Source organism: Vibrio sp. 10N.239.312.D08 (assembly GCF_041466145.1).
Lineage (GTDB): Bacteria > Pseudomonadota > Gammaproteobacteria > Enterobacterales > Vibrionaceae > Vibrio > Vibrio crassostreae_C.
The window spans coordinates 57,516-69,653 of sequence record NZ_JBFSSD010000001.1 but is presented as its reverse complement, the minus strand read 5'-3'; the positions used below and the strand labels follow the sequence as shown (position 1 = coordinate 69,653).

Below are 12,138 nucleotides of genomic sequence, written 5' to 3'. Positions count from 1 at the left end.
AGCGATCACAGATACACTCAGCTAATCAAAGCAGTTATATGGTCGTAAGATCAGTTGACTGGGCTCATTCGATTCAGTGGAGTAACGTGTTCCTAGTGATAGTTGATTATGACTCTGATCGACACAATCAAATTAATGATGTTCTCAACAAGATTAGCTGTTTAGACCAGCCGCCTATTGTGGTTGTCGATCCGTTGTATAAATCTGACCAAGCTGAACTCCATAAGGCTAGTGAGTTAGACTATTTCCATTGCATTAGAGAGCCAATAAATCAAAACGATTTGAAGATTCTTATTAAGAGTGCAAGGTCTAGGTTTGCTCAGGAGAAAATGGCGAAGCATAAATGGCCTGTGGTACTCCAAAAAGAGACATTAGTTGAAATCAGAGATTCATTAAGGTCACTCAATCCTGGAGAGATAAATTATGTATTGGGTCAGCTTTATTCGCACAACCAGATCTTCATCAAATTTATCCAAGGTGTGCATAAGTCTAAAGTCGAATCCAAACACATTCTCAAAGTTGCCAAGTTTTATCAATCAAATGCAGAACTATCAGAATCGATGTTAGATGAACTGAAGAGGAGAGGGGATTACTTCATTACCTCCGGTCGGATTCGTGCTGAGATACTGCTTACCAAAAGCAAAACTAATGATGTTGGTGTAGCAAAAACATCCCATGATGAAATCAATCAAATTTTTAAGCAAAGACAAGGTGATAAGCATTTAGCTAGGAAGTTATTAGCAGCAAAAATAAAGTCAGGAGAAAATTTGAACTTGGGCCTAGCCATGCAGAAGTCTTTCGAACCCGGAACGTTAGACAAAGCACTCTTTCTTAATGGCTTAGCAGACATGGCAACGATCTTCTTTAATGAGCTAAATGTCTTAAAACCATCTAAGGTTAGGCATGAGTTTATAGTGTTCCATAATCGGTTAAACCGCCGCGTAAGTTTAGTAGTACAAAGAGAACTGATGGTACATTACCACTCGGTGATCTCTAACCAGTATTACTTAAATCGAAATTATTATGCAGCAAGAGTTCACAGTGAATTGGCACATGAGATTTTTAAAAACCTCAATGTTGAATCACAAAAATCTGTTCTTGTGCCCATAATTTTGATGATGATATGGCGCGGAGATATAACGAACGTTTGTAACTACATTCAGTTCGGAGAAGATAATATAGAGGGGTTTCAGATCAAGGGTGTGTCTTACTCAAACCAAACTAGATACAAAGAACTGAAACACTATCATCATAGAGTGAAAACGGAGTCGTTTACCTTACCTCTACTGAAATCGATTCAAGAGAAATTCCCCAACTCTGAGCTGGAAAGTATAATCTTGCGCAAAGCCAAAAGAGGATACGACGATAGTATTGTTGGTGAGTTGAGAACAAGTAACTCAATAAGGCTAGAAAGAAAATAGCAATCGTCACTGGCAACCTGAGAGTCAAGAACCTCCAGCGAAGAGAGCTACACTTTCAATTAGCTTTTTGTATACCTTATCTCTGATAAGTTTCTGAGATACTTCAGTCTGACCGGGCTCAAACCCCATAAATTTCTCACAATATAGTGGGTTGATAGCCCCTTCATTTAGGCCCATTTCTTTTCCTAAAAAGCCAACTAAACCTCCAAGTGAGCCCGGTCTAGTCAGTCTACTCGAGGTTGTAAAGTTATTCTTGTGGTCATTGCGAATTAGTGAAGCCATTAGCCCCTTTCCCTTGTGAGTGGTTGTACTAGGATTTAGCTGATAATTACGGTCACTAAAGAAAAGTTGCTTTGCTTTGTGGTCAAAACAGCCTTGATAGGGCATTACTTTGAATAAGGTCTTTTCGTGCGTCTTAAGTTCATCATAAGAAAATGGTGATGTATTAAGCGATTCCAGATCTGAATACGCTGCAGGATTTTCATACAGGTCAGCGATCACTTGTAAGATAGCTTGTGCAATATCGACCACAATGCTGTTTCCTAACGCTGCAACTCTATGGCGGCGATAATTACCTTTAGTCTCTAAAGTGACTATTTCTGAAACTAGCTCATCAGAGTGATCTTTTAAGTATGGAAATGTAGTTCCCGGTTGCTTATTTGCAAAGCGCTGTGCAACGACATCAAGAACTTTGGTCTGAGTGTGGTATAGAGGAGAATCTTCGTTGTAAGCGATAACAAACATACGATTACGTAAATATGGGTATCCAAATGAACTAGCAGATATTACAGCCCATTCTACGGAATAACCTTTATCAGATAGGTCTTTGACCATTTCTACTAAACCGCCTTGTCTCAAGTTGTCAGAATTTTCGTAAATTAGGACCTCAGAGTTAAGTAAATCTACCTTTTCCTGGATGGTCTCAATAAGTTGAGATTTGCCGCTTCTTATCCCTTCATTCTCCTTAGTATTTGCAGAACTAAGAGACTGGCAAGGCCATCCTGCTATCATCATTTTCGGCCAAGCTACAACGCCTTCCATTAAGTCATTCATAGTCAGGCTACTGATGCCATTGTTGTACTCGCAAGGCACTATGTCCTCTTCGCATAACTTAGAATAAGGATGCTCATCCTCACTAACGCAAAGGTAATTCAAATCACCATAGATGTTTAATCCCTCTTGATCTAAGTAGGTATTGCAAAACGAATCAACTTCGCACGCTCCGATAGATTCAAAGTCTACGTTACTTATTTTTTTAGCTGCAGTTGAGAAGGCAGAGATACCTGCGCATAGCTCAATGTAGGGAATTGATATTTTAGTGTTCATTATTAATCTCAAGTGGACTTTGAATCAGAATGGTTAGGACTAGGTTAAGTGGATTCCTTGAGCATTTACGACATCTAAACTCAATGAAATGTTAATCTCTTCACCATGCGAGGTGTCGGTCATGCATAGGTACATACAACATTCGCAAAAATCTCCTATATACCAAGAGTTTTGACTATCGTTGATTTCGGCCGTTATCGTGGCTATAAAGTCTTCCTCTTGGCCCATTGGTACATGGACACATAAGATTTCATTATCATCATCGGAGTCGCGTTTTACCCATTTGTTTGAGTCAGGTAAAACATACGACTTTCCTTTGAAAGCATGTTCGATTTGTTGGAAGTATGGGGTTTCTTCATGGTCTTCTATGTCAATGGTCGAGATTTTTACAAATAACGTATCGAGGTGGCATTTGATTGTAGATTCAGTATTGTTCAATTTAGTAATCTCTTAATGAATTGGTTGCTCCATGTTACCCTTTTAAAACAGAAACTAGCCGATCACCTTAAAGGATATAAATCAAAACCATGATAGAGTATTGATGATCACACCTCGCATTCGCATAGAGACACGCAAGATGGCATTAACTAAAACCAAAGCAAAATCACTCCTCCTGATCACCATATTGGGAAGCATCGTTGGTTCACATTATCTTTCATACAAATTTGCAAGCCAGTGGGGACTCGAGCATTACGAATCTCTATCGAAAGAATCAAATCACAATGAAGAAGACAAGCCGTTAGCAAAAAGCAAGGAGCAAAGTTTATTTGAACTTTTGCCCTTGAAATGCAATTTAGGGCCCAATGCCACTTTCGCTGTAGGTCGCCATAAAGATCAACCTATGTACGCGATCAGCTTTAAGCATCCTATGAATGACAGCATCGAATACATGCAACTGAAAAGAAGTCAGATAAGGGGAAGAGGTTACGAATTGGTCGCGAAGAACTTGTCAAAACACCTAAACGTTAGCGTTGATTACGAGGTCACGCCTAGCAAGCAGTTCTATATAACCCTCAACCATGTGAAATACATTACTGACAAACGTTCATATAGATACGACACCGTAAGGTGTGGCAGTTAAATGGTCGGTTGATCATGGGATGAACACTCAACCATAAGCTACAACCCTGATCGCCATGCATAAGATCTAAATACCTATTTGAGATGGATATTCTACCGTCGTAAGACGATGGGAGTGTATCAATGAACGTTGCGATAGATTTAAATTACTTATTCGCCCAAAACTTTGGGTCGGATAATGGTGTGAACAAGTTAATCAATCCTAAACCCAAGATGACGGTTACCACTTCAGGGGTTCAGACATGGGGTAACGAGCCCATAGAAGCCTATCAAAATGGAAAACAGGCATGGATTAGCGATGATGGAGAACTGATCCAAGGCATTTATGTGAATATGCCGGATAAAGAATACCACTCACTCAAAGGGTGCATCTCGTCGTCTTGCTTAAAGAAATTTGCTTTCAACCCTCAAGAGGGATATACATACTATAGCGGTGATTGCGAAAGCAAAGAAATGTCTCCGCAATTACAACGTGCTATGAACGCGGGGCACTTGATTCACGGTCATGTTCTTGAGCCTTGGATCACCGATTACGGAGTTAATAAGCCATTAACGATCGATGAACTCAACAGTAAAGGTTTCAAAGTTCTTGCTGACCATGCAGCTCTGAAGGCCGAGATGGATCATTACGAGCTAAAGGGTGGCAACCGCAAGATAGCTGATAAACTAAAACTTCTACGTACAGAAATTGACGATAGCTACCTTTACTACCCAGACCATTTGGATGAAGTCAAAGCTAAGAGTAGTCGGTATTTAGATTTAGAAGATTATGATCGAGCTATTAAAGCTGCTGAAGTGTTTTCAGAATCTCACCTATACAATCGTAATTACAAACATGGTGGATATTCAGAACTAACCATTATTGCTTACTGTGAAGATACAGGTATGTGGTTAAAAGCACGAATCGATAGGGTTGATGCCAAAAATAGAATGCTAGATCTTAAAACGATTCATACACTAAGTGCGTATCAAATGAAGCACGAAATCGAAGAACGTTTATACGCTATTCAAGGTGCATTCTATCATCGAGTGGCAAGGCTGGCCGGATTTGAACTGCAAAACCTCTTTGCAGTAACTTTCATCGAATGGGATGAATTCATACGCTTTGAAAATGCTATTATCACAGAGCGTAGTTGGGAACAGTCCAAGGTATATGAAGAAGAGATTTTCTACGATTTTGTCGATTGGCACAGAACAGTAGAGCAGAAAAATAGCTTAAATTATTCTGGTGAAGTTATGCTAGAACTCTCATTTTTCAAGTTATCAAGGAGACCAAGGGTAAATTCATAGGTCATCCGATCGAGTGTTCACACCATGAACAGCTAAAGGGAAGCAAGGTAGGGCGAACGTTTTCGCCCTTTTTTGTTTTTATCTGGTCGCAGATATTGCTACTATCAACGGAAAGCTATTGATAAGAGTGACACAAATGTACCAACCCGCTGTTTTTACCCAAGAGATCCAACGTCGTCTAAGAGATGAACAAACGGCAACGGTAATAGAAGTAACCGACATTATCGAACTTCTAACTAACCGAACGATTTCACTTATTAAACGGCTTGCAACAATTTCAGGCCAGTATGGGCTATCGGGAACAAATTTATTGATGACTCTGATCAGAGAGTTAGATATTATCCTAGAAGATTTCATCTCAAATAATGATGCAGACATCGATTTGTTTGTTAAGCTGCTAGTACAAAATGCAGTGTATCCGGCTCGAACCATAGTCAAAGAACAAGCTACTTTTGAAATAGAAGAAGCACTTAAAGTATTGTCCCTTGACTCTTCAAACCCTGATCACCTCTGTAAATATGAGGCAGATGGGACGGCTGGGGATGAGGCAACTATCGAATTAAGAAATCTATTCGGACTAGCATCATACAGAGAAGAACTTTTTCCTGAATCAAAACCTGATGTTGTAACTCCCGACGACGTGGATATGGCCCTATGGCTTGCCATGCTTGGTATCACTTACTTAGTGATGCTAGATCTTGTTATGCAAGATAGCGGAGGTTGCCACTAAATTACCTAGGACAATCCTGTGAAACGTTTACTATTAGCTACGGCTATCACTTTAACTTCGATAGCCTCCACATCCTTTGCAAACCCTCTTCCATCACTAATCACCGATATGCAGAATAAAGGCTTTTTAAAGGTCATTGATAGCGTTAAAGTGAAAGAAGCAGTGGGCATGACGGCTGTCATGGTTCAAGATAAATCGGAAGGTCAATTTCACGTTTATTGGATTGATGACGAAAAGCAGATGATCTTTACTGGTGATATGGTTACTAACGAAGGCCTCAATCTGACTAACATTTACCACAACAAGTTGGTTCCGAGTCAAGCTGACACTTTTAATGAAGTTTTTGAGAAAGGCCTTATATTGGGTGACCAACCAACAGACAAAGACTCAAATAACGCACTATATGTATTCTACGAACCATTCTGTGGATACTGTAGAAAATTACATAAGAAGCTCCAACCGTTCATCAAACAAGGTCTAAACGTACAATACATTCCTGTTGCGTGGATTCGTCCGAACTCTCCTGACGTTATAGCTACAGTTGCAAAAAGTGAAGATGTTACCAAAGCTATATTTATGAATGATGCTGGTATTTTGGATATTACGGAAAAAGCTGATAAAGAAATCCGACGTAAAGTTCAACAAAATAGTGTCGTAATGAGATCTATGGGTATTCGTGGTACTCCGGGTCTAGTTTACCGAAATGGGGAAGGCAAAGTCGTAGTTGCGCGCAATTACTCTGATGAACAGCTTCAGGACCTCTATAAAGAGCTTATGTCTCGAAATAAGGGTTAAGCATAATGAAACCAGTAAAGTGCTTTTTACTTACATCTCTAATAACTACTAGCGTTGTAGCGGATGAGTTGACAATTCAGTTGAAACCTCATATTAACTCTGACGAAACATTCATAGCTAAAAAGAATGATGTAGCGATACTAGGTGAGCAAGGAAACCTTGGTATTCGCAAAGATCTTGAAGAGAAGGTCAAAGAGCACGCTATGGGTTACAAGGAGAGAACTCGACAAATTCTGGTTCATACGAGAGCTCATGACTTATTTATGACGGCAGAAACGCCAGAACAGGCATACAACGCTTATTTGTTGATGACAGCCGCTCAGAAATGCCTAGCATCCAAGGACGGTGTAGGTGAAAGTGGGGCGAGCAATATCTTATTTAATATTGCTCAGCACCAAATCGACACTGAAGTGAGAAGACAAGCTGTAGTAAGGTCAGAATACATGTTGAAAAGAGGTGATTTTCCATCGTTAGACATTAATTTGGAAAACTCGAGCTTTTGTCAATATACCAATCAACCGATCATCGTTAATAAAGAGCTCCAAAAGTTCATATCTAGCGAACAGAAACACAAAAAAGACGATGATAAAACATCGAGTTAGTTAACTTTTCTAAAAACAGCGTGGAGTGAGATTTCTTGCTCCACTTCTCCTTTCTTGAGGTTATAGTTCATCAAGCCACTAAAAAACTGACGACGGTTACCTACAACTTGAGATACAAAAGAATCTCCAATTATCTTCACTCCATCAACTGTAATATGTTCGATCACTTTTATTAAACTGCTATCTAAAGTATTTGCGAAGTTGAGACCATTTGAGCAGAACATATCCTCATCAGGCTCTACAATTGTGGAAAATTCTAGCTCACACACGTTTGCAGGCAACAAGTTTTTGCTTATTGCTTCTTGAGCGCCTTCTACAATGTTGATGTTGATAGCTTGTTTTACAAACATGATTTCATTGTTCATCTTCTTCAATGTCCCGTAATTGATATGAGCTCAAGTATACCTTCTAAGTCACATTTCGCAGCTGATCACCCAGATACATAATAACTATAAGTAAAAATCTAGTTACTAAATGAGCGAGTTAGGGTATTCTAGAAAGGCAAATCTCCAGAAGAACTCCACATTTTAACTGTCAAACGGCAGGGATTACGCATATATGATGTCTAAAACTAAATGGTTAAATACCACTTTGGTAGCTAGTGCTGTGTCAGCAGCTCTATTTCCAAGCACGGTGGTCTTAGCTAAGTCTGTTACGGTGACAGGTGATATTCAAACGAAATCACCACAAGTTACTGTCATCGCTGCGAAACCAACAGTAGAAGCTTTTGTAGAGCCTGCAGTTATTACCGTGAAAGAGGGTAATAATTCTGGGTGTACGCTAACTACGGATGAGACCATTGCTAAAGATGCAAAGAACAACGATGGGTTGACGTGTCAGTATGACTTCACTCCGCCGTTTAACATGCAAAAAGTTGCTACAAATGGCTACACAGAGTGGTCATTGAGTGGTCTTATTGATCAGGTTGGTTCAGTTGCGATTCCAATTACTTCCATTTTCTATAGTGGTAGTGCAAATACACCTATCAACATTCCAACTTCAGCTATAAATATTCAATCGGTACCTCCTATTCCGCTTAATGTTTTGAATGTTGATTACACGTCGGCTAACCAGTGGAAAGGTAGTGGCGATGTATTTGAAGTTAACTCGCCAGATCAAGGGCGAAAAATTAACGTTACTTTAAATACAGAAACAAAAGACTATGACAGAACATTATTTTTGCCTGAATATGGCGAGTGTATAATTCGTTCTGGTAAGTCTGAAGCTTGTACTGTCGCATTAAGTGATTTTCAATTTGGTAATGAAGATGACCGATACGGGCAAGTTGTAATTAACGCCTATGCAGATGCGCACAATGATTACTTTGCTCAAAACCAGGTTAATATTGTCCGCCCTATCACCATCAAATGGGATTCTCGTCTACCCGAATTCATAAAAATGGCCAGCGGTGACAACCCCGACAGTAAAACGATCTCACTTGATGATGGTACAGTTCTAACTGCAGAAGACGGAACTTGGGTTATTGCTCTTAAAACACCACACTATGCTCGTAGTGATAACTGGTGGAATCTTAGTGGGCGCGGTAGATTAACCCCTGATATTCTCGGCCACGAAGATGTACCAGATGTAATAATTAACGGTGTAAACTATTCCTACATGTGGAAGAGTCGCGGAACTCCGAGTTCTGGTATAATTTCACCGATGAAAATTGAGTACGTAGGTGAGTATGTTGTAATGACATACGATGTAACTTCAACGACATCTGGCGACTACTCAATTGCATTTGAGTTCGAAGACCAATTAGGAAATGGTATTAGTGTTGATCAGCAATCGATTATCGAAAACGTTGATATTGAATTCCTTTCATTCATAGCTGGTCGTGAATCCTCTGAAACCAAAGCATATCCTGCATTCTTCCCATCAGATGTACAATTTGCAATGTTCTCTCGCTTCCGTGAGTTAACAATTGAAGAGGTAAGTATCAACGGTAAGTCGGCTACATTTGAGGATGTAAACGGTGAGAATGCTCATTTTAGATTGACATCATTCCCGGTAGATACACCTAGCGGCCAAGCTCTAGAGATGATTGTTAAAGTTCGCGACAACCAAAACAAACTCTATGAGTACAAAACACCTCTGATTGTACAACCTTTTGGCCTCACGGTTCGTAATGAAGATGCTTATTCCAACGTTCAAAAATACGAAGCAGATTTACGTCAAAACTCAACTGTGAGTGGTACTCGAGATTGTCTATTATATGATGATATTGATGATGCTCGTGATTCAAAATTTGAGTTTAGCTCAGAACTCCACTGTTACATCGACTGGGTTAACTTAGATGATTCAATGGAACGTCAATCAATGCGAAGCAAATACCTGCTGAAAGGTATCCCTGAATCGCCAAATCCAAACTACAATTATCGCGTTGTATTCTTTGACTCGCACGGGAACACATCAACCTCGGAAGTTAAGTCAATCGACTTGATTGGTCTTGATGTTCCTGAGATTTACTTGTCTATCGAGAATGGTGAAGTGATAGAAGGTGATGCAATGCAGGCTTTCGCAACACCAGTTGCTGGTGGCCGAGTTGCTGAAATCAAAGCGAAAATGATCAATGCTGATGGTACGATTGTCGCCGCTAACCCATTTGGTGATGATATTGTGTCCTCTGTTCGTCAAAGCGGTGCATCAACCTCAACAACACCACGTTCTACAATCAAGGTTTATACCGATCCTGGTCAACTATGGACTGTGGCTGATCTGACCGTTAAAGTTGGTTATGACCATGATGACGCCCATGATAAAGAAGAACAAATTCGAATGGTTTATGTACCAGATGAAGATGTTACTGCACTTATCGACATGGAAGATATCAACATTGTCAATAGCTCACCTTACACGATGACTACTGGTATTGGCGTCTACGATAAGAAGACAAAGGAATACTGGTACGACAAACACACCCACGGTGAGTGGCAGGTGAAGCTTCAGCAATACATCGGTAACAAAGAATATAAAGACGTAGCAGGTCCTCAACCTCTACAAGAAAGTGGTCAATCAGTCTTTACATTCGACCCTGCTGATTTAATTGGTGCAGAAAACTATCGCTTCCGTATCGTGGCTGATATTGAATCTAAGTACGATGGGTATGCTCGAACCATCCAAAGTCGTGATACTACGTTCAAAGTGCATAAAGGTGGTCCAATTGATGGCTACATTAGTGCGAGCACGACCGAACGTACTATTCCGTTTAAATATCGCGGGACGCTTGAGTTCGACACTAAAGCCGATAAGAAGGCCTATGGTGACATTACATGGCACTACCGCAATATTAAGAACAACAACTGGATTCAAGTGAGCCCAAGTCGTCCAGAGCGCTTTGAATACACCTTTAATGATGTAGGTACTTATGAAGTGCGTGCAACAGTAGAGAACTCATTTACAGGTGCTACATCAGTAATATTAGCAGAACAGGTGCTGGCATATGAAGAAGTAGAAGGTACATTGATTTACAATGGTACTGAATACGTCAATCAGCCTAACGTTGTATCGCTAGATCTTCCAAAAGACGCATCCTACTATGATGTTGAATGGTCGGAAGATAAGTGTGAGACATTCGTTTCTGGTGGTTTATCACACACCTTTGTACGTGCGGAACCAACGAAAGTAGATGTTTGTGTCCGCGTAGCTGTGAAAGAAACAGAACAAGCAGGCAATAAGCGTTGGACCGAAATCAAGAAGAAAGTTCAAGTTAAAGAACCTTCTCCACTTAAGGTTAAAGTTAAAACTGATAAAACTTCAGAAGTTGGCTTCCCTACAACGTTAACGGCCACAGTTCAAACAGACTCGTATATTGGTCATGAAGCGGTTGCATCTTGGTACCGTCCTGATGGTACAATTATTCCAACCACACTTGAAAAAGTGTCATCGAACAAATACAACCTGATTGCCGAGTACACAATTACGGAAGATGACTTGCTTTCATTCCAGCAAACTCTACCTTTCTATGTTGAAGCTCAGCTTCCAGCTGTCGCAGAAACATTTGCAAGAACTGAAGCTCGTATGGCGGTTCTAGCTTATGAGTTCCCTGAGTTTGAAATGACAATCGACCAAGACTACATCTTCGCTCCAACTGAAGTTGATGTATTTTTGAAAATGGTTGAAGAGCCAGATGTCGATATGACTTTCACTTACGAATGGTTAACTCGTGACGGAAGTAGACTAGATAGTTCACGTGATTCTCGCACAGGATCTCGTGCTAAATACTATGTCAATGAAGCTGGACTAAATGAATTTGCTGTTCTTGTCACTGATGAACGTAATAATCAAGTTCTACTAACAGGTCAAAGCGCAGCAAACGAACCAAAGCCTACAGAAGTTGAGTTGAAGACGTCATATAGTAATGATCATATGCGTTATCCGCTTGATGTAGTTATTCGTCCTTCAGTCGATTATGACCATAAGAGTGATAAGGTACTTAGAGCTGAATACTACGTTAATGGCCAGCTCGAATTGGATGCAAAATCAGGTACTAAGCTTTACTACACCGCTGAAGAAGCAGGTGAGGTCACGATTAAGTATGTGGTCTTCTCGAATCTGGGTGTGACAGATGAAAAAGAAGTTTCATTTACTGTTATACCTAATATTCGACCTGTTTGTGAACTGGAAATGAGTGAAGCAACGTCATCTTACAACTTCAAATCAAGCTGTACTGATGAAGATGGCCGCGTTAAACAATATCTAATGGAGTTCCCAGAACTTGGTCTAAGCGGTACTACGAAAGAATACCGACTAACTAAGAACGCAACGGAGCTTGTTGGAAAGACGCAATTAACTGTTCGCATGACAGCTACGGATGACTCATTTGAAGACACAGTTATTGAGAAGATCTTCATTATTTCTCAACCTGATGAAGAGTAAATCTTAAGGCGAT

General features: G+C 40.2%; 10 protein-coding genes. 7 read left to right on the top strand and 3 right to left on the bottom strand.

Features of this window, described 5'->3' with window-relative positions; all coding sequences use genetic code 11:
- The first annotated feature begins 329 nt into the window (after positions 1-329).
- On the top strand, positions 330-1,421 hold the full coding sequence (locus AB6D58_RS00375; protein ID WP_372156005.1) for a hypothetical protein: 1,092 nt from the start codon (positions 330-332) through the stop codon (positions 1,419-1,421).
- Between the two features lie 24 nt (positions 1,422-1,445).
- Here the strand turns inward: AB6D58_RS00375 and AB6D58_RS00370 are convergent, their stop codons facing one another.
- Both AB6D58_RS00370 and AB6D58_RS00365 read right to left on the bottom strand, forming a co-directional pair.
- Positions 1,446-2,747 (bottom strand): DNA cytosine methyltransferase, encoded by a 1,302-nt coding sequence (locus tag AB6D58_RS00370; protein WP_372156004.1) that lies wholly within the window; start codon positions 2,745-2,747, stop codon positions 1,446-1,448.
- Positions 2,748-2,786: 39 nt separating this feature from the next.
- Positions 2,787-3,185 (bottom strand): hypothetical protein, encoded by a 399-nt coding sequence (locus AB6D58_RS00365; RefSeq protein ID WP_372156002.1) that lies wholly within the window; start codon positions 3,183-3,185, stop codon positions 2,787-2,789.
- 103 nt (positions 3,186-3,288) lie between these two features.
- On the opposite strand from AB6D58_RS00365, the gene AB6D58_RS00360 reads away from it, so the two are divergent.
- The 5 genes from AB6D58_RS00360 to AB6D58_RS00340 all read left to right on the top strand — a co-directional run bounded on the left by AB6D58_RS00360 (position 3,289) and on the right by AB6D58_RS00340 (position 7,244).
- On the top strand, positions 3,289-3,828 hold the full coding sequence (locus tag AB6D58_RS00360) for a hypothetical protein (RefSeq protein ID WP_372156001.1): 540 nt from the start codon (positions 3,289-3,291) through the stop codon (positions 3,826-3,828).
- A 122-nt stretch (positions 3,829-3,950) separates the two neighbouring features.
- Positions 3,951-5,117 carry a PD-(D/E)XK nuclease-like domain-containing protein gene (locus AB6D58_RS00355; protein ID WP_372156000.1) on the top strand — a complete coding sequence of 389 codons (1,167 nt, stop codon included), beginning with the start codon at positions 3,951-3,953 and terminating at the stop codon, positions 5,115-5,117.
- 136 nt (positions 5,118-5,253) lie between these two features.
- Positions 5,254-5,847, top strand: coding sequence for a hypothetical protein (locus tag AB6D58_RS00350; protein WP_372155999.1), 594 nt, complete (start codon positions 5,254-5,256; stop codon positions 5,845-5,847).
- A gap of 18 nt (positions 5,848-5,865) precedes the next feature.
- Positions 5,866-6,642, top strand: coding sequence for a thioredoxin fold domain-containing protein (locus tag AB6D58_RS00345; RefSeq protein ID WP_372155998.1), 777 nt, complete (start codon positions 5,866-5,868; stop codon positions 6,640-6,642).
- 5 nt (positions 6,643-6,647) lie between these two features.
- Positions 6,648-7,244: a hypothetical protein gene (locus AB6D58_RS00340; RefSeq protein ID WP_372155997.1), complete on the top strand. Its 597-nt coding sequence runs from the start codon at positions 6,648-6,650 to the stop codon at positions 7,242-7,244.
- Here the strand turns inward: AB6D58_RS00340 and AB6D58_RS00335 are convergent.
- Positions 7,241-7,609, bottom strand: coding sequence for a hypothetical protein (locus AB6D58_RS00335; protein ID WP_372155996.1), 369 nt, complete (start codon positions 7,607-7,609; stop codon positions 7,241-7,243). The two genes, AB6D58_RS00340 and AB6D58_RS00335, sit on opposite strands and share 4 nt — an antisense overlap.
- Positions 7,610-7,802: 193 nt before the next feature.
- Here AB6D58_RS00335 and AB6D58_RS00330 point away from each other — a divergent pair, with 193 nt between their 5' ends.
- The gene (locus tag AB6D58_RS00330) at positions 7,803-12,125 is read left to right on the top strand and encodes a hypothetical protein (RefSeq protein WP_372155995.1); all 4,323 of its coding nucleotides are present in this window, start codon (positions 7,803-7,805) and stop codon (positions 12,123-12,125) included.
- Positions 12,126-12,138 lie beyond the last annotated feature (13 nt).

Excerpts from the sequence above, each read along its gene's own strand:
- AB6D58_RS00355 (WP_372156000.1), top strand. The coding sequence starts at position 3,951 with ATGAACGTTGCGATAGATTTAAATTACTTATTCGCCCAAAACTTTGGG.
- AB6D58_RS00350 (WP_372155999.1), top strand. The coding sequence starts at position 5,254 with ATGTACCAACCCGCTGTTTTTACCCAAGAGATCCAACGTCGTCTAAGA.
- AB6D58_RS00360 (WP_372156001.1), top strand. The coding sequence starts at position 3,289 with ATGATCACACCTCGCATTCGCATAGAGACACGCAAGATGGCATTAACT.
- AB6D58_RS00340 (WP_372155997.1), top strand. The coding sequence starts at position 6,648 with ATGAAACCAGTAAAGTGCTTTTTACTTACATCTCTAATAACTACTAGC.
- AB6D58_RS00335 (WP_372155996.1), bottom strand. The coding sequence starts at position 7,609 with ATGAACAATGAAATCATGTTTGTAAAACAAGCTATCAACATCAACATT.
- AB6D58_RS00370 (WP_372156004.1), bottom strand. The coding sequence starts at position 2,747 with ATGAACACTAAAATATCAATTCCCTACATTGAGCTATGCGCAGGTATC.
- AB6D58_RS00330 (WP_372155995.1), top strand. The coding sequence starts at position 7,803 with ATGATGTCTAAAACTAAATGGTTAAATACCACTTTGGTAGCTAGTGCT.
- AB6D58_RS00375 (WP_372156005.1), top strand. The coding sequence starts at position 330 with ATGGCGAAGCATAAATGGCCTGTGGTACTCCAAAAAGAGACATTAGTT.